The sequence below is a fragment of the Kamptonema sp. UHCC 0994 genome (genome assembly GCF_029167235.1).
Taxonomy (GTDB): domain Bacteria; phylum Cyanobacteriota; class Cyanobacteriia; order Cyanobacteriales; family Microcoleaceae; genus Kamptonema.
In genome coordinates this window covers 32816-57932 of the sequence record NZ_JARFTR010000001.1, presented here as the reverse complement: position 1 = coordinate 57932, position 25117 = coordinate 32816, and the positions used below count along the sequence as shown (strand labels likewise).

At 43.3% G+C, this 25117-nt stretch carries 17 protein-coding genes; 10 read left to right on the top strand and 7 right to left on the bottom strand.

Translation table 11 applies throughout. From position 1 onward, the window contains the following. Nucleotides 1-26 precede the first annotated feature (26 nt). Together PY364_RS00260 and PY364_RS00255 are read right to left on the bottom strand one after the other, a co-directional pair. Nucleotides 27-3824 (bottom strand): diguanylate cyclase, encoded by a 3798-nt coding sequence (locus PY364_RS00260; protein ID WP_275519338.1) that lies wholly within the window; start codon nucleotides 3822-3824, stop codon nucleotides 27-29. Nucleotides 3825-4065: 241 nt separating this feature from the next. Beyond that, complete coding sequence (locus PY364_RS00255; RefSeq protein WP_275519336.1) at nucleotides 4066-5142, bottom strand: tocopherol cyclase family protein; 1077 nt, start codon at nucleotides 5140-5142, stop codon at nucleotides 4066-4068. Nucleotides 5143-5153: 11 nt separating this feature from the next. Here PY364_RS00255 and PY364_RS00250 point away from each other — a divergent pair, with 11 nt between their 5' ends. Further along, a complete protein-coding gene (locus tag PY364_RS00250; protein ID WP_275519334.1) occupies nucleotides 5154-6014 on the top strand; it encodes an Rpn family recombination-promoting nuclease/putative transposase in 861 nt (286 codons plus the stop codon). Between the two features lie 79 nt (nucleotides 6015-6093). Here the strand turns inward: PY364_RS00250 and PY364_RS00245 are convergent, their stop codons facing one another. Both PY364_RS00245 and PY364_RS00240 read right to left on the bottom strand, forming a co-directional pair. Beyond that, nucleotides 6094-7731, bottom strand: a complete 1638-nt coding sequence (locus PY364_RS00245; RefSeq protein ID WP_275519332.1) for a tetratricopeptide repeat protein — start codon at nucleotides 7729-7731, stop codon at nucleotides 6094-6096. Next, nucleotides 7728-9173, bottom strand: a complete 1446-nt coding sequence (locus tag PY364_RS00240) for an ATP-binding protein (protein WP_275519330.1) — start codon at nucleotides 9171-9173, stop codon at nucleotides 7728-7730. The genes PY364_RS00245 and PY364_RS00240 overlap by 4 nt, the downstream gene beginning before the upstream one ends. A gap of 475 nt (nucleotides 9174-9648) precedes the next feature. On the opposite strand from PY364_RS00240, the gene PY364_RS00235 reads away from it, so the two are divergent. From PY364_RS00235 to PY364_RS00225, 3 genes are all read left to right on the top strand, one after another. Then, entirely contained in the window at nucleotides 9649-10194 is a 546-nt protein-coding gene (locus PY364_RS00235) for a GNAT family N-acetyltransferase (RefSeq protein ID WP_275519328.1), read from the top strand. Nucleotides 10195-10455: 261 nt separating this feature from the next. Continuing rightward, the gene (locus PY364_RS00230) at nucleotides 10456-10641 is read left to right on the top strand and encodes a hypothetical protein (protein WP_275519326.1); all 186 of its coding nucleotides are present in this window, start codon (nucleotides 10456-10458) and stop codon (nucleotides 10639-10641) included. A 264-nt stretch (nucleotides 10642-10905) separates the two neighbouring features. Further along, nucleotides 10906-11052 (top strand): hypothetical protein, encoded by a 147-nt coding sequence (locus tag PY364_RS00225; protein ID WP_275519324.1) that lies wholly within the window; start codon nucleotides 10906-10908, stop codon nucleotides 11050-11052. A gap of 172 nt (nucleotides 11053-11224) precedes the next feature. Here PY364_RS00225 and cysE read toward each other — a convergent pair whose 3' ends face one another. Both cysE and PY364_RS00215 read right to left on the bottom strand, forming a co-directional pair. Continuing rightward, nucleotides 11225-12025: a serine O-acetyltransferase gene (cysE, locus tag PY364_RS00220; RefSeq protein ID WP_275519322.1), complete on the bottom strand. Its 801-nt coding sequence runs from the start codon at nucleotides 12023-12025 to the stop codon at nucleotides 11225-11227. 141 nt (nucleotides 12026-12166) lie between these two features. Continuing rightward, a complete protein-coding gene (locus PY364_RS00215) occupies nucleotides 12167-12658 on the bottom strand; it encodes a hypothetical protein (protein WP_275519320.1) in 492 nt (163 codons plus the stop codon). Nucleotides 12659-12966: 308 nt separating this feature from the next. Between PY364_RS00215 and mrdA the strand changes: the two genes are divergently transcribed. From mrdA to PY364_RS00190, 5 genes are all read left to right on the top strand, one after another. Continuing rightward, a complete protein-coding gene (mrdA, locus tag PY364_RS00210) occupies nucleotides 12967-14790 on the top strand; it encodes a penicillin-binding protein 2 (protein WP_275519354.1) in 1824 nt (607 codons plus the stop codon). A 137-nt stretch (nucleotides 14791-14927) separates the two neighbouring features. Then, entirely contained in the window at nucleotides 14928-16628 is a 1701-nt protein-coding gene (locus PY364_RS00205; protein ID WP_275519318.1) for an ABC-F family ATP-binding cassette domain-containing protein, read from the top strand. Between the two features lie 308 nt (nucleotides 16629-16936). Then, nucleotides 16937-18337 carry an ABC transporter substrate-binding protein gene (locus PY364_RS00200; protein ID WP_275519315.1) on the top strand — a complete coding sequence of 467 codons (1401 nt, stop codon included), beginning with the start codon at nucleotides 16937-16939 and terminating at the stop codon, nucleotides 18335-18337. A gap of 155 nt (nucleotides 18338-18492) precedes the next feature. Then, nucleotides 18493-20346: an ATP-binding protein gene (locus tag PY364_RS00195; protein ID WP_275519313.1), complete on the top strand. Its 1854-nt coding sequence runs from the start codon at nucleotides 18493-18495 to the stop codon at nucleotides 20344-20346. A gap of 73 nt (nucleotides 20347-20419) precedes the next feature. Next, nucleotides 20420-21724, top strand: coding sequence for an aspartate aminotransferase family protein (locus PY364_RS00190; protein WP_275519311.1), 1305 nt, complete (start codon nucleotides 20420-20422; stop codon nucleotides 21722-21724). Nucleotides 21725-21874: 150 nt separating this feature from the next. On the opposite strand, the gene PY364_RS00185 is transcribed toward PY364_RS00190, so the two are convergent. Then, entirely contained in the window at nucleotides 21875-22750 is an 876-nt protein-coding gene (locus PY364_RS00185; protein ID WP_275519309.1) for a WYL domain-containing protein, read from the bottom strand. An 87-nt stretch (nucleotides 22751-22837) separates the two neighbouring features. On the opposite strand from PY364_RS00185, the gene cas3 reads away from it, so the two are divergent. After that, entirely contained in the window at nucleotides 22838-24943 is a 2106-nt protein-coding gene (gene cas3, locus PY364_RS00180; protein ID WP_275519306.1) for a type I-D CRISPR-associated helicase Cas3', read from the top strand. The last annotated feature ends 174 nt before the right edge of the window (nucleotides 24944-25117 follow it).

Here is a 25117-nt window from a genome sequence, read left to right as displayed (position 1 = left end):
CCTAAAAAATATCAATCGAAAGACGTTTATTTCTTGGCAACAATAACTTGGTTTCTTCCCGCTCCCTTTGCTTGATACAAAGCCGCATCGGCAGCGATAATCACAGCATTACCAGTGATTCCTCGATCGGGAAAGCAGGCTACTCCACATGAAGCCGTTAAGCCTTCAAGTCTTTTTCCATTATAATTGAGTTTGAGTTGAGCGATCGCTTCTCGCAGTTCTTCAGCTTTGATATAAGTATCTTCCAGAGAGGATTCAGGCAAAATCACGGTCATTTCTTCGCCACCATAGCGACAAGCAACATCTGAAACTCGAATCATTTTTTTTAAGAGATAGCCAATTTCTTGCAGCACAAAATCCCCAGCCTCATGTCCCAAGGTATCGTTGAATTGCTTGAAATGGTCGATGTCGAGCATAATGATGCCGATAGAATACTGATTGCGCTGCGCCCGATGAATTTCTTTCCTCAGAAATTCTTCAAGATAGCGGCGATTAAACAAACCCGTCAGCGGATCGCGGATACTTTGATTTTGCAAAGTTTCTCGCAGGGTGAGGTTAGCGATCGCTAATCCCACTTGTTCGGCTACAGTACGAGCTAATCGTTGTTTAGATTCCGCGATCGTATGGGGTGCTGTTGTACATAAATATAGCAAACCTAGCGTTTCCCCTTGAGCAATCATGGGGATGCACAGAGATTCGGCGGGAGGCTCTTTATGGTTAATGTGGTTGCAGATTAGTTCGTGGCGATCGCTACCCATCCAATGCACTCGTCCGCGCCTGAGCGCCCAACAATCTTTGGGATGGAATATACTTTCTGAATACAGCGGATTTCCCCACGATGTCACCATTTCCAAACGATTGCGGGAATTAGCGGTGATGAAGATACCGCCGGAACATTCAGGGAACAGCGATTGCACTAAAGTCGCGATCGTAGCAGAAGCTTCCTTAATTGTTAAACAGGCTTGTAAAAAGTCACTAATTTCACTGAGGAGAACCATCTCACTATTTCGTTGATTCAGTTCCCCAACTCGCTCTTCTAGCTGCCTGTTAGCCTCTTGTAGAGCTTGTTCTGAGCGTTTGATATTTGTGACATTTCGGAACGTGACAACAAAGCCATCGCCAAGTTTGACGGCAATATTTTGGAACCAAGAATGTAACCCATCTTGGTCGTAGCAAAACTCACGATCCATCATCGTGCCTGTTTCAACTACCTGGACGTATCGATCGAATAGTCCTTCCTCCAGGTTTCCCGGCATTTCTTCTAGTAAGTATTTCCCAATTAAGTCTTCAGCCTTACGGTTAATCATTTCGCAAGCAGCAGGATTTGCCAACAGCCATTCAAAGTCTTGGATCTCACCCGCTTTATTTCTCACGGATCGAAACGCCATAATTCCATCCAAAGAGCTATTTAAAACACTAGATAACTGCATTTTCGATGTTTCCATCGCTTCCTGAATTCTCACCATTTTGGTAATATCAGAATGTGCGCCAATCATGCGAACCACACGATCGTTTTCATCTTTAACATGGATTGCTTGAGAGAGAATATAAACAGTAGAACTATCCTTGTGATGGAATCTTTGAGTCATTAAAAACTGATCTACTTTACCAGTATTATAGTCTTCAATTAACTGAATACTGAGGGGATAATCTTCATCAAAAATTAGAGATTTCCACGTTTCAGGTGAGTTTTCTAACTCGCTATCCTCATAGCCCAGCATCTCTTTCCAACGCGGTGAATAATACATTTCACCAGTCACTAAATCCCAATCCCAAAAGCCATCATGGGAAGCACGAAGAGCCAATTCAAATTGTTCTTTGGCTTCGAGTAAATCAATTTCTGCCTGCTTGCGATCCAAGACAGCGCCTAAATGGGCAGCAAATTGATTGGTAAATACTAATTCCGAATCTTTCCATACGCGCGGGGTGCTATGGTTATAAGCTCCTAATAGTCCCCAAAGTTTCTCTCCGATAAAGATGGGTATAACCAGAAAAGCTCGAATGCAATAATGTTCGAGAACTTCGATATGGCAGGGAGAAAGTCCAGCGTTGTAGATATCACTTACATTAGAAATTTCATGATTTTTGTAGCGACCGCCTTGAGTTTCCTGTAAATAGCTATCATTCCAGACCGTTCTAGTTGCTAGTACGATCTGCGTCCATGCGGGACTGACAGATTCAAGATTTCTGATAAATCCACCACCCCAGTCAGCATCGAAGCAGTAGATAGCAACGCGATCTATGTTCAATAACTGCCGTACTTCTTGGGTGGCAGTGCGACAAATAGTTTCTACATCCAATGCTTTTTGCAGTTTGGAAAGGATGCCTGCCCCCGCTCGCTGTTGGTTGCCGATCGCAGTGGACTGTTGTAACTCTGCTGTTCGTACTTGTACCTGTAATTCCAGATTGGCATTCAGGCTTTGTAGCTGTCCGTATAGCCTGTAATGTTTTACAGCGGTAGAGAAACGTTCGGACAAGGCTTGAGCTAGTCGAATGTCTGCTTCTGTCCAAGATTGTGCTTGTTCTTTCTTAATTTGCCGCCATGCTGCAAAGGATTGGCGAGGTGAGAGTTGGCGGGTATCGGGATCGTGTTCGCCCGCCCAGACTATTTCGCGATCACTGTCTTCTCGAAAAATAGTCAAACAGCCAACTACTTCCTGCCCAAAGTAAAGTGGTAGGATCAGCACCCCCCGAATTTGGGTGTTTTGAAAAGCGGGAACCAAGGTGCGAAATAGGGGTTCCCGATAGATGTCGGCAATTGGCCAAATATTTGAGTTGGTATTTGATTCCCAGGGAACGGCTGACAAGGCATACATCGCTCGCATCCATTCCACTGACCAAGGCTTGATGCCTGAACTAGATTTGCTATCGCCGGCGTGTACTTTGGCGGTGAGAAACTTCTGCCAGAGCAAATTCTCCTCAATGTATCGATTGTGTATGCGATCAATTTGTTCTGGTTGCGTACCACAGACGTACAACTCAATGCTTTGCTGGGTTTCGTTTGTGGGCAAATATAGCCGGCCTGCCGATCCGCGAAACAAAGCAACGGTTTCCTCCAGCGCCGCTTGTAGTTGAACTGGTGGCAGGCTGTAGAGCACTGCTGTAACGCGGTTGATATTCGCTTCTTGTTTGGCTTGTTCGCGAACTTGTTCTAATAAAATTGATTGCGCGATCGCTACTGATACTTGGTCTACGACTGACTGAATAAACCTTAATTCATCTTCAGTCACAGTTCGCGGTTGCGAATGGTGCGATACCAGCAATCCCCACAGGCACTGATTAGATTCTAGAGACGGTAGCTCCGACTCGCTCTTTTTTGCCGTTTCGATGATAATTGGTACTACCACAGAAGATTTTACCCCCATCGCAATTAGATACTCCAGGTGGCAGGGGTCAATCGGGCGATAGCGAATATCTTCGATTTCTAAAGGTTCTCCAGTTTCTACACAGTCCAGGCTACTGATACCAATTTGATGGGTACTTAGATCGATAATTGTGCGCTGGCGGGCCCGTAGGAATAATTCCCTAGCGTAAGTAGGAATATCATCGGCAGGAAAATTTAAACCTAAGAGAGAGGGTAGGCGATCTTGATAAATTGATTCTGCTATTACCAGTCCGTGACCTTCAGGCTGAAACTGATAAATTTTGATGCGATCGGTTCCCAAAAATGAACGCACTTCCGCAACTGTCGCTGACAGGATTTCCCCTAGTTCTAAGGATTGACGAATGCGGTTAGTGATTCGATTTAGCAACACTGGCTGTGTGAGACTTGATGATTGGTCGTCAAAGCTTGCTGTTGAATCTGCTTTGCTCTTTGGTCTCATTGGTTTCCTTGGACATTAAGCAATCATACAAATATGATATCGCTTTTGTGTTCTAGAGCACTTAATGTGTTAAATCTTTATAAAATTGCCAATCATTATATCAATAATTTAAGGGAGTAAGTAGAAATCGGAATTATTTCTAGATGTCCAATGGCAGAAGAAAAAGACTTATTTTTCTGGTTTTTTCATCATTCATCAGTATTTCACATTTCATAATAATGTTCTTATACTTGTTGTTATACTAAGATCGCCAAGGTTCGTCCCAAGGCCCGCCGCCTATTTCTAAACCGCAAAGAAAACTCTGGGCCTCCAAGATAATTTTAGAATTACCCTTGCCTTGCAATTCTCGAAGTTGTAGGCTGAGATTTCCCTGCATTGTATCACGGCAACAGAATACTAAACCTTTTTCTGTCGGTGCTCGCAGTGGTGTTCCCGGTAGTTCAGTAGTGCCAATTAACTCAACTTCAAACTGACTATTTTTAGCGTTAACCTGCCACCTTCCCCAAGGGTCAATATCCCATTTCACCTCAGAATTCCAAGGTACAAACTCATAGAATTTCCCTCTGTAATGAATGCCGATCATTGCTACTGATTCCATCCACCACAACACGCCTCGCCTACCGCCGCCACAAGTTAAAGCTAAGTCAGATTCACCATTAAAACAATTGCAATTAAGCCAAAACCACCTTTTAGGAAAAGCGCCACCCCAGTTTTTTTCGCTGTAGGCTGGTGCATCTGTAAATTCATAGCGATCGCCATCCCATTCAATCCAGCCACTCGCTAAACCTGATGCCATTAAAATTTGCCATCCCGGTTCAAAAATCGGCAGACTAGATAGTAATCCAGCCGTTGACTGCTGCGATTCCCCGGAGTTTCCCCAACCATAAATAGGTTTAATTTCATATTGCCAGTAGCAGGCGCGATCGCACCCCGGATCGTGCAAATATCCCTGATGCCAGGTAGCAGTTGCTTGATAGCCTTCTTGGATATGTGAGTCAAACATCTGCGGCTCTAAATATTTAGGTTGCATCTGTAAATCTGTCTTACCCCAATGACCTAAACCTAAAGCATTCCGCCATGCCCAAAATGTGTTTACATTCGGGAAAGTACGGCATAAATAGCCATCATCTGGGCCGAGAATTTGGGCTGCACCGCCGCTTTCAGGTTGGTTGCCTGTGGGGTCTTCTATAGAATACATAAAAGCAAAAGTTTGCCTTTTTTGTGGTAAAGTTACTCGGTAATACCAACCTTCAAAAAATCGGCGATCGCTACCATCCCAGTGATAGCCACTATGAGGCGTTTGTAGATTTTCTATCATCCCAAATTACCATGTACGATAATATTTGCAAGTTTATAGCCGAAAACTTTGCCGATGATTTTGCAAGTTGGCTACTAGGTACAAACAGTATCATCTTAACAGAGCTCAGTCCTACAGAACTTTCTTTAGAGCCAATCCGGGCTGATGCTTTAATTTTACGGCAAGCTGAGGATTTAGTGCTTCACGCTGAATTTCAGACAGCAGCAGATGCTAGAATTCCCTTTCGGATGGCAGATTATCGATTGCGGGTTTACCGCCGATTTCCTAGTAAGGAAATGCGCCAAGTCGTGATATACTTGAGGGAGACTGGTTCAGATTTAGTTCGGCAAAATGCTTTTGTTTTGACTAGAACTCGCCATGAATTTGATGTGATTCGCCTGTGGGAACAGCCTGCGGCAATGTTTTTAAGTGCGCCGGGACTTTTACCCTTTGCGGTGTTAAGTCAGACAGCAGATCCGGTGGGGGTTTTAACTCAAGTGGCATCTGCCATTGCAGAGATTCCAGACAGGCGAATACAGAGTAACTTAATGGCATCAGCAAGTATTTTGGCTGGCTTAGTCTTGGAGACAGATGTAATTACAAGAATTTTGCGAGGGGATATTATGCAGGAATCAGTGATTTATCAGGATATTTTGCAGGAAGGTCGAGAAAAAGGCTTACAACAAGGCTTACAACAAGGCTTACAGCAAGGCTTACAACAAGGCTTACAACAAGGCTTACAACAAGGCCTACAAGAAGGAATACAAGAAGGAATGCAGTTAGCGAAAGAAGAGTTAGCTAGGAATTTGTTGCGGGAAAATATGACAATTGAGCAAGTGGTTAGACTCACTGGTTTATCGCTGGAAATAGTACAAGGTTTGGTGGAAAATTAGCCACAGTTTAATCCACTTGTAGGGTGCGTCAGACACAGAAATCGATCGAGATCGTCAGGGTTTTAGCGTCTGACGCACCCTACTGATTGTGCTTCCTGAAGACGGAGCGCAACCATCGCGAAACCCAACGGAAAAAAATAGAAAATGAGTTGCCAATGTCGGCCTTTAGCTGTTGCCATTTCCTACCAAATTTATAGCCTTTTATCGGTGCAGGTGTGCTAGGAAGTTCTAGGAACCTTCGAGGTTCAACTACGACTTTCATCCCGATATCTCGAATAGAATTATTGCAGTTTTCAACGTATTGAGAAAGTCCCATTGCTTGATACAATTTGCGGGCATTCTCATAAGCAGGAATAGCCTTCCATTTGTGACCAACTCTTGCTAAAGCCTCACCTAAATTAAACGAGGCAATAGCTTCACCTCGGCGATCGCCAATTTCTGTGGCAATTTTCAAATCCTTCTCGTAGTATTCGATGGCACTGGTGTAGTCGCCTTGACAATAGTAGGCCAACCCCAAATTCCCTAACGCACTGCCAATGCTGTCGCGATCGCCGATTTCTGTAGCAATTTCCAAATTCTGCTGGAGGTATTGGATGGCCCTACTGTAGTCGCCTTGCCAATGGTAAGCAACACCCAAATTCCCTAACGCATTGCCAATGCCAGCGCGATCGCCAATTTCTTGAGCAATTTCCAAATCCCACTGGTGGTATTTGATGGCGCTGGTGTAATTGCCTTGCGAATAGCAGATATTCCCCAAACCGCTAAACGCTCTGCGAATACCAGCACGATTGCCGATTTCTGTGGAAATTTCTAAATGTTTTTGGTAGTAATAGATGGCGCTGGTGTACTTGCCTTGGGAAAGGTAGGCATTCCCCAAATTCCCTAACACACTGCCAATGCCAGCGCGATCATTTATCTCCTTTGCTATGGACAAATACTGCTCATAGTATTCGATGGCGCGGGTGTAATTACCTTGGGAACGGTAGACATTCCCCAAATTCCCTAACGCACTGCCAATGCCAGCGCGATTATTTATCTCCTTTGCTATGGCCAAATGCTGCTCATAGTATTCGATGGCGCGGGTGTAATTGCCTTGCGAATAGCAGACATTCCCCAAATTCCCTAACGCACTGCCAACGCCAGCGCGCTCACCAATTTCTGCGGCAATTTTCAAATGCTGCTGGTGGTAATCGATGGCGCAGGTGTACTTGCTTTGGGAACAGTAGGCAGTCCCCAAATTCTGATAACAAATTCCATCCACCCTACTGTCTAACTTGCCTAACAATTGGTTGTACAATTCAATTTGTAGCCTATAATAACCCCAAGTACCTAACTGATTGTGCAATTCTTCGCCTGTCGGCGTATCGAGGCGAATAGCAAGGACTTGCCAAGCTTCTTCCCATGCTGCCAATTCACAGAAATGGTGAAACGCTTCCAGATAGTGGCTTACTCCCTCTATTTTATTAATAGTTTCCTGCGGTTTGTATATTTTTAAATAATAAAAGATACCCTCGACACGGCGCATCTCTTTCTTCCTTAACTTTCTCACTCCCTGAAATTCCTGGTTTTCCTGTGCCGAAATTTCCGCCTCTATTTCTCCTTCATCCCATCGCGGTATCACCCACTTTCCCGCCGCAGTCCGCCGCAGCATTGGCAGTTCTGACTCTGATAATTCCAGCAAATTGACAACCCTATAGGCAATAGCATTCTGAGTCATTCTTGCACCTCAATATCTAATTTATCTAAGTGTTCCAGCGCCACTCGACGCATTAACGGATGGAGGCGATAGAGAAGTTGATGATTAGGCGTTTTTTCCTCTTCTAAAAAGAAGCGCCGCCGCAAAGTTTGAAAGGCTAATGCTTTCTTTTCCCGATCAAATTCCGACATTAACGTTAACCAAGCACCGAGTTCTTCTGGTCGTCGATAAATTGCCCCACTACACAGTAACTCATGGGCAATTCGGTCAGCCATCTGCAATCTATTAATCGTATTTTCTATACGAATTAACACCAAGTCTTTTAATTTAGGGCTAAAGCGGTCAATATCAGGTTTATCCTGACTAGGATCGCCATCTGTCTTAGCTTTCAGTTGTTCCGCTTGTTCAATTTCATAGCCATAATCACCCCAATAACTCTCAATACTTCCCTCGTAGGGACTCTCGCGAACTTCCCCCGCGATCGCGCTTAAAGCCAAGGGATGACCTTCGTAAACCGCAAAAATCCGCTTCAGATATTCCTGAGTTTTTTCACCCTCAACTGTCACATCCCATTGCCGAAATAATGCGATCGCCTCTTCTTCTTCCAAACCGCGTAGAGGTTTCTCAAAAAATCTATCATCAGGGTAGCGTCCTTGTGCCATAATCGGCGGTCGATCTTGAGAAGTGAGGACAATTCGCGACGGCATTGTATCCGCTAATACCACCCGATCTAAGAATGTCGCAAATAGGGAATCTTTAAACCGATGGCCGCTTTTTCCGTCTGGTTCTAATATTACTTCTATCATATCAAGTATCAGCAAAATCGGCTGGGATTTTAACCGATCGACCATTGCATTAACGAGATGATCGGTATTTTGCTGTAGTTCGGGACTGTTGGCTAATTCAGCGCCTAAGATGCGTTCTGCTACTACTTGAAATGTGGGAGATTCTTGGGAAAAACTTATCTCTTTTTTTGGCAATTTTTGGCTGAGTTGGGGTTGTTTGGCGAGTTGTTTGGCCAGGGAAGTTTTGCCGATGCCGGTGATGCCGACTATGGAGAGAATACGGCAGTTTCCTTGGAGTTTTTGGAGGATTTCGGTGATGAGAGTTTCGCGGCCTACCCATCGCGTTTGGGAATCATCTGATGGTGGATCGTCGATGATAGGTTTTGAATCATCTTCTAATTGATGGTCGGCTGATTCTAAAGTTAATTCAAAAACATCAAAGAGAATACGGATAGATTTTTCATCAACTCCTGTACTACCAGTCAATATTTTTCTGATGGTATCAGATCCTATATATTCTTTTTGGTCTTTAAATTTTTTGTAAATTTGGTTAGGTGTTACTTTGCTAATGCCATTTTCACTTGCCCAATTGTCAATCGCTGGCTGAAGTTTCTCTCGGCCTTGGTTAGTAAGGATGCGGCCGCGAGCACGTTCAATCTCTGATTGTTTGTTTGTCATCACTTCCCTCACTTCCTACCTATAGGAATTTTAGCATAAGCCAGAAAACATCATTAGGACTACGCAAAAAAACCCGGTTTCTTTGAAAGATTGTCGCTAGATCCGAGAGATTGACGCAGAAACCGGGTTTTTGGCCCTGCGTGCATAACTCCCAATCGTTTCACCGAAGTTAACGAAGATAATAAGTTCGTTGCCGAAGTTTAGGAAGATTTTTGATATCAATTTAGAAGTTTAGCACCTATAAAGTTCTGCGATTCTATTACTTAAATTCTGTATTTTACCCTTGTTTTATAAGGGTAATTACTCAATAATGAAGTTGTTCAAGAGAAAAGATATCTAGCTTCAGTCCGACTGAAGCCAGACATCGAAAATTAAAACCAACTCTAGTATGACACAAATTCAACGGAGACAACTTCTTTGGTTTGCTGTCACTCGTTCTAGCATTCTTTAAATTTACAACCAGGAGACATGACAGATGAAATCTACATTCTTTGAAACAAAACGCCTGATTCTCCGCCCCTTTAAGCGCACAGATTACCACTCCTTGCTACCGATATATAGCCAACCATTAGAGATGCGCTACATCGGCAAAGGAGCTTTAACTCCTCCCCAAATTTGGGAATATGTCAATTCCGCCATTATCCACTACGAAAAACACAATTGTGGGCCGATGATAGTAATTGATAAAGCTTCGGGAGAACTGATTGGACGCGGTGGCCATTACTACAGCGATCGCACTCCTTACCTCCAGCATGGCTATGTTCTCAAGCACAAAGTTTGGGGTAAAGGATTAGGAACAGAAGTCGCTAAAGCTAACTTAGACATTGCCTTTAAAGAGCTAAATCAGCCTGTTTTAGTGGCTTATGCAATGCCAGAAAATCAAGCTTCTCGGCACATCCTCAACAAAATCGGCATGGAATATCAAGGGATTATTTCTTATGCCCAAACCCAATACGCTTACTACAGCCTTTCTCGCGCTGAATACTTCGCCAATTTAGCCCTTGCTGACAAAGTTGCTTAATCCCTGTACGTAGTTGCGCTTTAGCGCTAAAGCGCAACTACATACAGCTACGATGCACCGAAAGTGACCCAAAGGCTGAACCAGTGCTGTTGCTGCTAAGGATGCAACTGAACCAAATGCTGAACCGCAGATTGAGCTTTCACGCTTTGGTAGTTGCTAGATGATTGAAATGTGGAGATTGAAATTCTAGATATCACTAAGCGAGTTTAGCTAACTCGGTCTTCCCTTTATTAACCAACTTTAGAGAGAAGGTAAACAGGGATGAAAGGCAATATTTTTTCACAATTTTTGTTACTGGCCGCGATCGCGATCGCATCTAACTCGCTGTTGGCTTTAGCCGCTAAACATACTTCAAATAATGTTAGCAGTGAAACTCAAGAATTTTTACTGAGTTCCTGTGTTCCTAATAACAGTGACCCCGATGGCCCCACTTGCGGTGCTCATTAGGTTATGAAATTGCGATCGCTTTAATAAATCTGTAGAGTGGCGCTGCTCATAAACCTTGAACATCAGCAATCGAATCCAAAAGCAGCGCCTACCAACCCTAATATCCTTAGCTAATTTTCCAGAAAAAGAGGTTGAAAATCATGCAAGAATGTCCCTACAAAAATAGTAATCTTAAGCGTCTCCCCCTGTGATTATTGTCAGCATCCGACAAGGGATCACATCTTTCTTTGCAAAACTTGTACAAATTGGTATGATGTCAGAGATGTGGGAGGCGATTGCGCCGATCGCTTCTGGTTAATAGTTGGTGGTTTAATTCTCTTATTGGTGTTAGTCAGCAATGGCTTTTTTGAGCCTAGAAACGCCAATCCTCCACCCGATACACCTACTTTTAATGAAGAGATTCAAGATTGAAAACTAATCAACTTGTAGAGTGAGTCTCAGAAATATAACCTTTCTCTGTCTGCTGAGGTACAAGAGCTTCTACCCCCAACCCCCTTAGAAAGGGGGCTTTTCCGGTTCCCCCCCTTTGCAAGGGGGGCTAGGGGGGGTCGTTTTTATACCTTATATTAAGTCATGAAATTTGCTAAATTCCAGAACCATCAAAAAACTCTTGAATCGCTTTATCTTTCAACCGACAACTAGAAGCCGCAACCGCTAGTTGAGCCTTCTCAAGACAAGCCACCGCACTTGCATGAGTTAAAGCCTGCCGTGCAAACTCAGATTCCAATGCAGGCTCTTTATAAGCAGACAGTTCGCTGCTTAAAGTTTGCACCTGCTGTTCCAAGGTTTCAAGGCGATCGACCAAAGAACGAATCACCGCTGCTTCCGAGTCAGGGAGGCTTCCGTGTTCCAGAGGAGCAACCCGGACACCTGAACGATAGAGAATACGACCAGGAACACCCACTACAGTACAGTCAGAAGGGACATCCCGCAACACCACTGAACCCGCACCAATGCGAACGCTGTTGCCAATGTGAATATTGCCCAGAACCTTAGCACCGGCACCGACAACCACATTTTCGCCCAGAGTTGGGTGGCGCTTGCCACTTTCCTTGCCAGTACCGCCCAAGGTAACGCCTTGGTAGATCAGAGCATAGTCTCCCACGATCGCAGTTTCACCAATCACAACCCCCATCCCGTGATCGATAAATACGCCGCAACCGATCGTCGCCCCTGGGTGGATTTCAATCCCCGTCAAAAACCTAGCTAGATGAGAAATAAAGCGGGGGATGAAGGGAAATCCTAAAACAAAAAGCCAGTGGGCAAAACGGTGAAATACTAACGCTTGAAGACCGGGATAGCAAAATAAAACTTCCAGCCAGTTACGGGCGGCAGGGTCGCGCTCGAAGATAATGCTGAAGTCGGCTCGAAGGGTCTTTAGCACGAGGAGTTACCAATATTGGTTAAACACGCCACCTTTAATTTTACCAAAAAAACGATCTCACATCCTGTGGCTTCAAACTTAATGGATGTAAAGGAATCTTAGTTTTAACCGACTTCAAGATTACTTTTACTTCAACTCTCTTTACTCCTGTACCGACAGGGTGTATTTATATTTAGCTCCAGATTCTATAGTGCCTACCCAGATGCGGTAAGTGCCAGCTTTCCAGCCAGAGTCAGCAATGCTAGCATCTTTATTCTGAGCTGTATCATCTCCGCAGTGAACAGTGCTGCCGTCAGGCCCAGAGATCAGTAAAGTGGTATCTTTGCCTCCGGTATTGATGGCAAGGGTTAGCCGCGAAAAATCTTGCTGCAAAATCAAGATATGATCGGGAGTCGGGGCAGCAAATCCCAAACATTTGTTCTTGTGGAGATCGGAATTGGCAATCGCGGATAAAGAGTAAGATCCACCAGTAGAACCTCTCAAAACTGCTGTTGAGGGTTGAAATCCTCGCGATAGGGTCAAAGTGCCAAAATTAGCCGTCTCTTCTGCAAAGACAGGTATAGCGATCGCGGCTGCGATCGCCGCACTCCAAATTCCACTAGATTTTAACCAGACTCTAAAATTCAAGAGCATGGCAAACTCCCTCCATTAAATTTTAACTGTAAGCGAAAACTTCCCCCTGGGATTGAGCTACAGTGACACTCGTTGTTCTGCCACACGCTTTATCTTTAGCAGAAGGATGATCGATGCCTATAATTCTTTTGATGATTCTTTTACAATTCAGTTACTTGTTGACGGAAGTTTTGGTATTGTTGCCTATAGGTTGGCTAGAGTGGCAACCTTTCCCTAACTGGCTGAGCTTAACTCTAATTTTTCTGGCTATAAGCTGGTGTTTGGGAGATTAGCAATAATCTAGAATCTGCAATCTACCTATCTTCATGATGGAACGCGAATTTTCTTTTGGCTCTGGATTCCGCTTAGTTGACAAAACCGTGCAGGAGGACGGCGCAAAGCAACCCCCGCGCCGGGGATACCGAGCGGTGGTACTGATGCTGCTTGCTACTTTGTTGATGGGTATGCACGTTGTCCGCCTGGTACAACTGCAACTGCGAGAAGGTAAGCAACACCGAGAACGAGCAGACAATAACCGCATTCGCCTAGTTCCGGTGCCGTCGAATCGCGGCCATATTCTAGATCGTAACGGTAAACCATTAGCTGCTAATCGGCTGACTCGTTCAGTCTATTTGTGGCCAAAGGAAGAATCTCCTGAACAGTGGAAAGTGACGGCAACTAAGCTGAGTTCTTTACTGAACATACCTGTCAGCGATATTATTTACAAATTAGAACAAGCGGGTTATCAATCTTACAGACCAGTGCGGCTGACTCAATCCGTTACCTCTGAAGTATTTGTGTTGCTGGGTGAGCTCGATCTAGAATTTCCGGGAGTTGAAATGCGACCTGAGTCAAGTCGCTATTATCCTAATGGCGATATCGCTGCTCACGTCATTGGATATATTGGGGAAGCTACGGAAGAGGATCTCAAACGTCACCCGGAATATCCAATGGGGATGGTTGTAGGTCAAATGGGCATTGAAGCGAGTGCTAACTCTCAAATTGCTGGAGTCTGGGGCGAACGCTTGATTGAGGTAAATGCCCTCAATCAGGTGAGTGAGAAGCAGGAAGGACGAGCCTTGAGAGAGAAGCCGGCGAAGGGCGGTGCGAATGTGCAGCTAACTATAGACTTGGAGATGCAGAAAACTGCTGAAAAGGCTCTGGGCGATCGCCGAGGTGGGGTGGTGGCCCTAAATGTGAAAACTGGGGGCGTTTTGGTTCTGGCTAGCCATCCTGATTTTGACCCCAATATTTTTACTCGGAAAGTTAGTAAAACGGAATGGGATCGCCTCCAAGGAGATGATAAGCCTTTTCTGAACCGGGCTTTACAAGGTTATCCGCCCGGTAGCACTTTCAAAATTGTGACTTCTGCCGCTGGGATTGAGTCGGGTAAGTTTTCTGCGGACTCGATTGTTGGTACTTCGGCTTTCATTACTGTGGGCGGTATTCAATTCAACGAACACAGTGGTGGTTACGGCTATCTGGGTTTTCGCGATGCTTTGGCTTTTAGTAGTAATACTTTTTATTATCAAGTGGGGATGGCCGCGGGGCCGGAGCAGATTTCTAAGTGGGGTCACTTACTGGGAATTGGTGAGACGACGAGTTTAAAGCTTTTGGGGCTGGGGGGCGGCTCTCATGGTACTCTTCCGACTCCTGAAGAGAAGGAGAAACTTTACGGGGAACCCTGGTATGCGGGGGATACTGTCACAATGTCTATTGGTCAGGGTTTGGTGTTGGTGACTCCTCTGGAGGCGGCGGTGATGGTGAGTGCGATCGCTAATGGTGGCTACCGAGTTAAGCCTCATCTATTGGCTTCTGAAACTAATACTGCACTAACTAAACCAGAACCAACTGGTATGAAGCCGGAGACGGTTAATGTGATTCGCGATGGACTGGTGGCTGTGGTACAAGAAGGTACTGGACAAGGACTTAATGATGGTTCTATTCCTTTGACGGGAGGCAAAACGGGTACGTCGGAAGTGGTGGGTCAACCTGACCATTCCTGGTATGTGGCTTTTGGGCCGGCTGAAAAGCCAGAAATTGCGATCGCGGTGATTGTTGAAAATGGCGGTTTCGGGGCTGCTTCTGCTGCGCCCATCGCTAAGGAGATATTTAAAACCTACTTCGATGAGAAGGCTAAAAAGCCAAAGTAGCTAACAGTTAACAGTTAACGGTTAACGGTTAACAGTTAACTGTTAAAGTTCTTTAAAATTTGTTAAGATCGACTCGACCTCAGCCTCGGAATTCCAACCGCTGCTAAATTTTCCTCCTCACTTTGCCTTCATAAATAATGCTGCGACTCGAACATATCAGTAAAATTTACCCCAATGGCGTTGTTCTCAAAGATGTCAACTGGGAAGTCAAACCAGGCGATCGCATCGGCTTAGTCGGTGTCAATGGTGCTGGTAAGTCCACGCAACTTAAAATCATCGCAGGTGAAGTAGAACCAACCACAGGGGAAGTAATTCGCCCAGCCAGTTTGCATATCGCCTACCTCAGTCAAGAATTTGAAGTAGACCCCACTCGCACTGTCAGAGAAGAATTTTGGACTGTCTTCAAAGAAGCTAACCAAACTCACGAATCTCTACTGGAAGTGCAGCGAGAAATGGAAACAGCTACTCCAGAGGAACTCGATCGGCTGATTAATAAATTAGATCGCCTTCAGCGACTCTATGAAGCTTTGGATGGCTACGGTTTAGAAGCACAAATCGAGAAAATATTGCCCGAAATGGGGTTTGAAGCCGAAGATGGCGATCGCCTCGTTAGTGCTTTCAGCGGTGGCTGGCAGATGCGAATGAGTTTAGGTAAAATCCTACTGCAAAAACCGGATCTTTTACTCTTAGATGAACCGACAAACCACCTCGATCTAGAAACCATAGAATGGCTAGAAATCTACCTCAAAGCTTTGATTACCCCAATGGTAATCGTATCCCATGACCGGGAATTTTTAGATCGGCTTTGTACTCAAATAGTCGAAACAGAACGCGGTGTTTCTAGCACATATCTGGGCAATTATTCGTCATACTTAGTACAAAAAGAAGAAGCAGCAGATGCTCAACTTAATGCTTACGAACGCCAGCAGAAAGAACTAGAAAAACAGCAAGCATTTGTTGAGAAATTCCGGGCGAGTGCCACTAGGAGTACCCAAGCAAAAAGCCGCGAAAAACAACTAGATAAAATTGAGCGTATTGAAGCACCCACAGCAGCCTTAAGAACGTTGCACTTCCGTTTTCCTCCGTCTCCTCGTAGCGGTCGCGAAGTAGTAATTATTGAAGATTTAGTTCATAATTATGATGACAAGATTCTGTTTTTAGGTGCAGACTTGTTAATTGAACGGGGCGATCGCATTGCTTTTCTTGGCCCTAATGGTTCGGGGAAATCTACGCTGCTACGGATGATTATGGGTATGGAAAAACCGACAAGCGGTAATGTTAAATTAGGTAATCATAATGTCATTCCTGGTTACTTTGAACAAAATCAAGCGGAAGCTTTAGACTTGTATAAAACAGTCATGGAAACTATTCATGATGAAGTGCCAGATTGGAAAAATGAGGAAGTCCGCACTTTATTAGGTCGTTTTCTGTTCAGTGGTGATACGGCATTTAAACAAGTTGCGGCCTTGAGTGGGGGAGAAAAAGCGCGTTTGGCTTTAGCTAAGATGCTGTTACGCCCTGCGAGTTTGCTAATTTTGGATGAACCGACAAATCACCTAGATATTCCTGCGAAGGAAATGTTAGAAGAAGCTATTCAGAATTATGACGGTACGGTAATGATCGTATCTCACGACCGTTATTTTATTTCCCAGGTAGCTAACAAAATTGTTGAGATTCGGGATGGTGAATTTCGCACTTATTTGGGAGATTATCACTATTATCTTGATAAGATTGCTGAGGAAAAAGAGGAGACAAGGTTAGCGAAGATTCAGGGTGCAAAGGCTGCAAAGAAGGTTGAAAAAGAGACAAAAAAGAAAGCTTCTACTAAGCGGAAATAGTTAGCGATCGCAGTTAGTCGTTGCTTCCAGATTTTCATCTGGAAGCGTTTCATTATAAAAATTCCATGACTTAAGCACGTCTAAGAAATTCCCAAAGCTGCTTTAGGCATCCGAATGAAATTGTTAGCTAAAACTCGCTGGTGAATTGGAATATCTATGGGTTCTATATAATTCTTTGTCAACCACTTTTACTTTAACTCTCGCTTGAGAAATTAAAGAGTAAAAAGTCATCAGTTTTGCTCGTAACTTCTAGTATACTATATCCATCGAGATACCCGATCGGCGAACCGTCTCTTAATTGTAAAAATATGTTACAAAAAAGAACATTTATCCTGCTATTTATATTGAGCCTTGTATTAGTAGCGTGCCTGAATACTACATACAAGCCAGTAGCAGAATCCACACCAACACAAACTCCAGCAAATCCCACCACTAACAATACCTTAAACATTTGGTGGAATAAGGGTTACTATCCAGAGGAAGAAGCAGCATTTCAGCAAGTTGTTACTGAGTGGGAAAAGAAAAGTCCAACCAAAGTAAATTTAACTTTCATTACTGATGCTAATATTATCCAACAGACAGAAAAAGCTGTCAATACTAACAATTTACCAGATATTTTCTTCGCCTATTTAACAGATATTAATTGGAGTCCGGGATGGGCTTGGGAAGGAAAATTAGTCGATGTTTCTGACGTAGTAGAACCTATCAAAAGTCTCTACACTCCTAACGCCTTAGAATCTGTATATTTTTACAACAATGTAGATAAGAAACGCAGCTACTATGCAGTGCCAATTGAGCAGCAAACAATCCATATCTCTTACTGGCGTGACTTACTAAAAGAAATTGGCACTAGCGAAAAAGATATTCCCCAAGATTGGGATGGTTTCTGGAATTTCTGGAAACAAGCGCAGGATAAATTGCGCCAAAAGGGACAACAAAATATTTATGCTATGGGTTTGCCAATGTCTCCGGGAGCTTCAGATACTTACTTCATGTTTGAGCAATTCTTGGAAGCATACCAGGTGAAATTATTGGATGCCAACGGTAAGCTCTTGTTAGATTCTCCCAATACCAAACAGGGGATTATTAAAGTTTTGGATTGGTGTGCAAAGCTTTATAAGGATGGATATGTTCCACCACCTGCTTTGAGTTGGCAAAATACAGATAATAACGTAAATTTCCTGAATAAGTCCGTGATAATGACAGCTAATCCTAGCTTGTCAATACCGACTTCCCAGAAACAAGATCGAGAGCTTTATTACAATCAAATCGGTACAATGGAGTTTCCCAATCAACCGAATGGCAAACCAAATCGATACATGGCTGCTGTTAAGCAAGCAGTTATCTTTGCATCATCTCAGCACCAGAAAGATGCTAAAGCATTTCTATCTTTCCTGGTTGAGCCTAAAAATTTAGAAACTTATATTGAGAATTCAGCAGGAAGATGGTTCCCTGTCATGCCACAATTAATGAAAGCTCCTTTTTGGAATAATCCGAAAGATCCCCATTTACCCATAGCGCTCAAGCAATTTACTGAGCGGCAAACTCGCCCTTTTTATCCTGTATTGAACCCTGCGTATGTTAAAGTGCAGCAAGAGAATGTTTGGGGAGAAGTTCTCAATCGTATTCTGAAAGACAATTTATCCTCAGAACAAGCTGCTGATGAAGCGATCGCGAAAATTAAAAAGATTTTCTCTGAGTGGAAGTAGGAGCGAGTTTAAGTCTTTAAAAAAAGCGATGGCAAGTAGGGGCGGGTTCGCCGAGATATTTGATAAGTATCGACAAATCTTATAAACCCGCCCCACCCATACAATTCCGATGCAACCGGATTTGATATCACTCGATCAACTGGGAGTAAAAAAACATGAAATTTTGGCAGAAAAGCTTGACCGTCAAGCTTTCTACCGTTTTCTTATTCATGTCTCTAGTGACAGTAGGAGTTGTAGGATATGTCGCTTGGGCTAAAACTAGAGCTGACTTAGAGCGACTTGTTTTCAATCAGTTAAGTATTTCTGCAATCCTCAAAGAGGGTGAACTAGATCGCTGGTTTGACGATCAGCGACAGGCTTTTCTGTTGATTAATCAGTCTTCAGAATTCCAAGGAAATATTAATAATTTATTAACTCGTAAAAAAGCGGAATCAGAATATCGATTAGCTTACAACACTTTGAGCAAATATTTGGAGAAAGTAGTTATAACCCAGCCAAACTTAAGAGAAATTTTCATTGTTACTACTGGAGGTAAAATCATTCTTTCCAATCAAAAATCCCGCGAAGGAACTTATGAAAATTTATCAAATTTTACTCAAATATCTAAAAATAGCGAGTTGGTTCCAGCTTTTTATCCTTCACCAGTAACAGGAAAGCCAATGAGTACTTCCGCTATCCCATTACTCGATCTGAAAGGTAAAGTTATCGGGTTAGTTGCCGCTAATTTAAGTTTAGAAAGGATAGATAAAATTATTCGCGAGCGTACTGGTTTGGGTGAGACTGGTCAAACTTATTTAGTAGGTAAGTTAGCGGCTAGAAATATATTTATCTCAGGAGGTAACTCTGGGAAACAGGAATTCTTAGAAGATTTTCACAGTTTCGGGATCGATGAGGCTACTAACGGTATAGATAGTTCTGGATTTTACCTCAACCATCAAGGAGTTCCTGTAATTGGCGTTTATCGCTGGCTTGACAAACGAAACTTAGCTTTGCTAGCTGAAATGCACCAAGATGAGGCTTTTGCACCAGCAAATCAACTAGCTTTGGGGATTATTATAGTTGGATTAGGTGCGGCTGTAATGTTAGCGATCGGAGTATATTTACTGCGAATTTTAGAGGAGAAAGCTGAGCAAATGGAAAAGACTTTAGCAGAACTAAAGCAAACCCAATCTCAACTAATTCAGACAGAAAAAATGTCTGGATTAGGGCAAATGGTGGCTGGGGTAGCCCACGAAATTAATAATCCTGTTAACTTTATTCACGGCAATCTTACCTACGCTAGTAAATATGCCCAGGAGTTGTTAGATTTAATGCTACTATATCAGGAACAATATCCAAATCCTACACCTGAAATTAAAAATTCACTTGAAGAGATTGACCTTGAGTTTATAGTAGAAGATTTGCCGAAGATACTCTCTTCTATGAAAGTAGGCACTGAACGTATTCGCCAGATAGTTTTGAGCTTGCGAAACTTTTCTCGTCATGATGAATCAGAAATGAAGCGAGTTGATATTCATGAAGGAATTGACAGTGCATTAATGATTTTACAGCATCGTTTGAAATCTCAGCGGGCAACCTCGGAAATTAATATTATTAAAGATTATGGCGACCTGCCGAAGGTAGAATGCTATCCTGGGGATCTGAATCAAGTATTTATGAATATTCTGGCAAATGCAATTGATGCTCTGGAAGAGTGCAGTAAAAAGAGCGGGTTTGAAGAGATAGGTGAGAATTGTGGCAATATTACTATTTGCACTCAACTATTCAAGGAAACATCCCGTGCAGTTATTAAAATTCGAGATAATGGCTGTGGAATGCCTACTGAAGTCAAAAACCGGGCTTTCGATCCTTTTTTTACTACTAAGCCTGTCGGTAAAGGAACTGGTTTAGGACTTTCTCTCGCCTACAAAATTGTAGTAGAAAAGCATGGTGGACTGTTGCAATGTTATTCAGAACCTAAACAAGGAACTGAATTCAAAATTGAAATTCCTATTAACCAAAATCACTAATTTTTTGGTAAAATTAGGATTGCAGAGATAAGTTTAATCTCTACTAGACCACATTAAAAACTACAAGGTAACAATGGATAATCTCGAAGCTTATTGGATGCCATTTACGGCAAATCGTCAGTTTAAAGCTAATCCGCGAATGCTGGTATCGGCGAAAGGTATGCACTTTACTACAGATGATAATCGCTCAATTTTAGACGGTACTGCGGGACTTTGGTGTGTGAATGCAGGTCATTCCCGTGACAAGATTGTAGAGGCAGTTTCTAAGCAGGTATCGCAACTTGATTATGCGCCTCCTTTCCAAATGGGACATCCGGGGGCCTTTGAACTTGCGGAACGTTTAGTAAAGATGATTCCGGGTAAATTTGACCATGTTTTCTTTACTAATTCTGGTTCGGAATCAGTGGAAACTGCTTTAAAAATTGCCATTGCTTATCACCGCGTTAGAGGTGAAGGTACTCGCCAACGATTAATCGGTCGGGAACGGGGATATCATGGTGTAGGTTTTGGCGGTATTTCTGTCGGCGGCATTTCTCCTAATCGTAAGTTCTTTGGTAGTTTACTTAATGGTGTCGATCATTTGCCTCACACTCATAACCTAGAAAAAAATGCTTTTACACGCGGACAACCAGAATGGGGAGCTCATTTAGCTGATGAATTAGAGCGGATTGTTACTTTGCATGATGCTTCTACAATTGCGGCTGTAATTGTTGAACCTGTGGCTGGTTCTACGGGGGTATTGATTCCACCGAAAGGCTATTTAGAAAGGCTACGTGCAATCTGTGATAAGTACGGTATTTTGCTGATTTTTGATGAAGTAATCACTGGTTTTGGTCGTTTAGGTGCAAGTTTTGCTACTGAATATTTTGGAGTGAAGCCTGATTTAGTTTGCACGGCTAAAGGGATTACTAATGGGACGATTCCAATGGGGGCGGTGTTTGTTCGTCCTGGCATTTATGATGCTTTTATGGATGCACCTGAAAATGCGATTGAGTTGTTTCATGGTTATACTTATTCTGGTCATCCGGTTGCTTGTGCTGCGGCTTTAGCTACCCTGGATATTTATCAGGAAGAGGGTTTGTTTGAACGTGCTGCTAATATGGCGAGTTATTGGGAAGAGGCGGTGCATTCTCTGAAGGGTGAGCCTTATGTTATTGATGTTCGCAATCTGGGATTGGTAGCAGGGATTGAGTTAGAATCGATTGCGGGTAAGCCGGGTAAACGGGCTTTTGATTGTTTTCTAAAGTGCTTTGAAAAGGGGTTATTGATTCGGACGACTGCGGATATAATTGCGCTGTCGCCGCCGTTGATTATTGAGAAGGAACATATCGATCAGATTGTGGAAATGTTGGGGGGGATTTTGCGAGAAATGGCTTAATCTTTAATGCGTGAATTTTAAGGTTTTGTCATTGCTAAGTTTTTTCAAGATTGGAATTTTCCCTGATAGTTTAATCGCCGGGAAGTTAATTTCCCGGCTATTTATGTACTCATTTGCGCCTCTGGAGATAGGTGCGATCGCATTTGGGGGCTAATCGCGGGTTTCTATGCCGTATTGTTGGCACAGGGCTTTGATCTCTTGTTGGAAGCGATCGCGCACATTTTCAGGTGAGATAATTTCGCAGTCTTTGCCATAGCGCAAGATTTCTCGAAACAGCCAAAAGGGATTAGAGACGCGCCGCACGACTTGTCGCACCTTAGTTTTTCCCTCTCCTAAGACTTCATCCTGAATATCCTTCTCGACTCTCCGTTCATAGGCTTTGATCAGTCCGCCCCGAAAGTGCAAGTACACTTTTAGATGAGCTAAGCCTTCGTACCGCCACTGTCCACTGATAGGAACAATCGCCTTGATGTTGTCGAAGCGCAGACAGCGGTTGTGGATGAGTTCGGGATACTCACGATTTTTGATGTCATCAGTCTCTTCGCACCAAATATTGAGATAAAAGCGTTTTTCTTCAAAAGACACTTCGGCGTATAGCACTGTGTACTCCAAATCCTCGCCTTGGTTATTGCGATAGAGCAAGCGAAACGGCTGTTTAGCATTCATAAGCTGATCGGTACGGGGCCGCCATCCCTCATTGGGTTGGCTGACCAGTTGCAGAATAGATTGACGTAGCGGAGTATCGAGCTTGCCACGTTCTAACATCAATGCTGCAAGGACTTCAGCGTCTAGAAGATGAGCTGAATCAACAAGGAGTTTAGCTGCTTGCTGCAAAGCTGCAACTTGGGTGGGGTTAAGGGTAAAGGGTTCTCCCAGTTCAACCTCCTGTTGAGCGATCGCGACCAACAACCCAGATATACTGGGACTTTTGCCCCATTTGATACCGAGGCGAAGCGCGATCGCTTCTAGTTTATCCTTGATACCGGGTGGAACTGAAAGGGTAAGTGTTTCTTTTTTTCTCGACATTTTAAATTTACACTTGCACTTTTAAGAAAGGTATGTCATAGTAGATTTATCCAAATACAATTTACCTCAAATCACGGATAGATAACCATGACAGCTTACACTATTACGCTGAAACCCGTGTACTCTCGTCCGGCTGATTCGCTTCCCCCAGGTGTCACCTTACCTGCGGGTTGGGATTCCCTCTCTTGGCATCAAGTGGAAACCTTCAAGGCACTGAGCGATCCGACGATAGATGTCGTATTCAACACAGCCATGACAGGGGATGGCAAAAGTCTAGCCGCGTACTTGGCAGCGATGACGAATCGCACTGACACTTTAGCAGCTTACCCTACTAATGAACTGGCGCGAGATCAGGAAAAACAGGTACGAGGTTACAAAGCACAATTTCAGCCGGAAAATAACCCGCAAATCTATCGTTTAACTGCAACAATTCTTGAGGAGTTCATTGAAACTAACAAGCTGTCTTCAAAATTAGCAGGGTTACTAGATCGCGCTAATAATTCCGAGATTCTTCTCACAAATCCTGACATTTTTCACTACATCCATGATTTCCGTTATCTGCGCCGGAACAAGGAGGGGAAAGGGGATAATGCCGATCGCTTATTTGCTAACATTGACAACTTCTACAAATTATTTATGTTTGATGAGTTTCATGTCTTCTCATCTCCGCAAATTACCAGTGTGTTGAATGCAATGCTGTTGATTAAGCATACTTTGCCGGGTAAAAAGTTCCTCTTTCTCTCTGCCACTCCCAACGACTTATTACAAGAATTTTTGTCACGTTGTGGACTCAGATATCATGCTATCGATCCTGTAAAGCAGGATGGTTATCGGTTCTCACCTACTGATAAATGGCGGCAGATTAGCTATCCAATTAATCTCAGCTTTCCGCAACAGTTAGAGCCTAACTTGCGTTCCAGTTATGACTGGATTTTAGAGAATGCTGAAACAACAATTTTGAAGTTTTTTCAGGATCATCCGGGAAGTAAGGGTGCAATTATTCTCAATTCCATTGCGTCTGTGAAAAAATTAGTAACCAAACTAAAGGCGATTTTTGCACCTTTGGGATTGAAGGTAATGGAAAATACAGGGTTGACAGGCGAAACGGAAAAATCTATGTCAGTCGAAAATGCCGATTTATTGGTTGGCACATCTACAATTGATGTGGGTGTTGATTTTAGGATTAATTTCTTAGTCTTTGAAGCCGCTGATGCTGGCAACTTTATTCAACGCTTTGGTCGATTAGGGAGACATGAAGGGTTTGATATTTATCAGGCTTATGCTTTGTTGCCAAACTTTATTGTAGAGCGGCTATTTGAGGTTGATAAACATCCGTTAGAAGATGGAGAAACTTACGATCGCATCACTTTTTCTGATGCAATTCGCGATCGTTACGGCTATGTCAATGAGTTTCGACAATATCCGAAGCGGTGGGGTGCAATTCAGTCAGCTTGCGTGCATTTTGAGTTAGAAAAAAATTATAAAATGCGACAAGATTATCCTGAAGCGGCGGTCGAATTTGCCACTGATATCGAAAGTGCATTAGGAGCAACTATCAAACAAATGAGAGCACAGCTTTTCCGCTGTATGGAAAAAGAGAAAAAGAAAATTATTGAAGAAGCTCGAAGTTTTCGAGGTATCAGTCAGCTAGATTGCGGGATTTATGATGCGACTAATCGCGATGAACCTGAGAAGGAACGGTTTAAAACTTACAATCTTCCTAGTTTGCTCAGTAACTTTTATTTTGAGTGGATGGAAAAGGCATATTTTATGGAACAAGCTAAGAAATCAGGGTTAGGAATCAGTCGTTTTGATAAGGCTTTGTGTTATCTGAAATTGACTGGATATCGAGAAGTGCGCGAAAATTGGCAGTTTTATTGTTCGCGAGATGACTTACGCGAAATTGCTAAATCTGGCAAGGTACAAATTCTCAAAGATTTGGAAATTACTGGCGGTAGCAATGATATTACCAAGGCTTTATCTAGGCGTGGCTTGGTGTGTTTTATTTCTGACCGCGATCGCGCTACTTTGCGAGCGAAGTTAGGATTGCCGATTCATTTTCAAGCTTATGGATTGAGCGATCGCATTCATGGCAAACCAGATTATACCATTGCTTTCGGGCGATCGGCATTGTTGTTGGAGACGCTAATTTGGCACTGGAAACCGCAGGAGGATGAAGGATGGATTTGCTGAAAAGATTGAGGAGAAAGGGTTTTGCCCGATATCAGAAGGCGACAGTGTTTCAATCCCTAATAGGTATTTTTAGGTATTTCTACCTATGCAGCACCGAACTGCGACCTTTCTCCATAAATATAGGATACACGATTTTGTCCCTGCCTATATTACTCACATGGCTAAAGTGACTAT

What these genes read in the sequence shown, in the direction of transcription:
- PY364_RS00260 (WP_275519338.1), bottom strand. Translation starts at nt 3,824, where the DNA reads ATGAGACCAAAGAGCAAAGCAGATTCAACAGCAAGCTTTGACGACCAA.
- PY364_RS00255 (WP_275519336.1), bottom strand. Translation starts at nt 5,142, where the DNA reads ATGATAGAAAATCTACAAACGCCTCATAGTGGCTATCACTGGGATGGT.
- PY364_RS00250 (WP_275519334.1), top strand. Translation starts at nt 5,154, where the DNA reads ATGTACGATAATATTTGCAAGTTTATAGCCGAAAACTTTGCCGATGAT.
- PY364_RS00245 (WP_275519332.1), bottom strand. Translation starts at nt 7,731, where the DNA reads ATGACTCAGAATGCTATTGCCTATAGGGTTGTCAATTTGCTGGAATTA.
- PY364_RS00240 (WP_275519330.1), bottom strand. Translation starts at nt 9,173, where the DNA reads ATGACAAACAAACAATCAGAGATTGAACGTGCTCGCGGCCGCATCCTT.
- PY364_RS00235 (WP_275519328.1), top strand. Translation starts at nt 9,649, where the DNA reads ATGAAATCTACATTCTTTGAAACAAAACGCCTGATTCTCCGCCCCTTT.
- PY364_RS00230 (WP_275519326.1), top strand. Translation starts at nt 10,456, where the DNA reads ATGAAAGGCAATATTTTTTCACAATTTTTGTTACTGGCCGCGATCGCG.
- PY364_RS00215 (WP_275519320.1), bottom strand. Translation starts at nt 12,658, where the DNA reads ATGCTCTTGAATTTTAGAGTCTGGTTAAAATCTAGTGGAATTTGGAGT.
- mrdA (WP_275519354.1), top strand. Translation starts at nt 12,967, where the DNA reads ATGGAACGCGAATTTTCTTTTGGCTCTGGATTCCGCTTAGTTGACAAA.
- PY364_RS00205 (WP_275519318.1), top strand. Translation starts at nt 14,928, where the DNA reads ATGCTGCGACTCGAACATATCAGTAAAATTTACCCCAATGGCGTTGTT.
- PY364_RS00200 (WP_275519315.1), top strand. Translation starts at nt 16,937, where the DNA reads ATGTTACAAAAAAGAACATTTATCCTGCTATTTATATTGAGCCTTGTA.
- PY364_RS00195 (WP_275519313.1), top strand. Translation starts at nt 18,493, where the DNA reads ATGAAATTTTGGCAGAAAAGCTTGACCGTCAAGCTTTCTACCGTTTTC.
- PY364_RS00190 (WP_275519311.1), top strand. Translation starts at nt 20,420, where the DNA reads ATGGATAATCTCGAAGCTTATTGGATGCCATTTACGGCAAATCGTCAG.
- PY364_RS00185 (WP_275519309.1), bottom strand. Translation starts at nt 22,750, where the DNA reads ATGTCGAGAAAAAAAGAAACACTTACCCTTTCAGTTCCACCCGGTATC.
- cas3 (WP_275519306.1), top strand. Translation starts at nt 22,838, where the DNA reads ATGACAGCTTACACTATTACGCTGAAACCCGTGTACTCTCGTCCGGCT.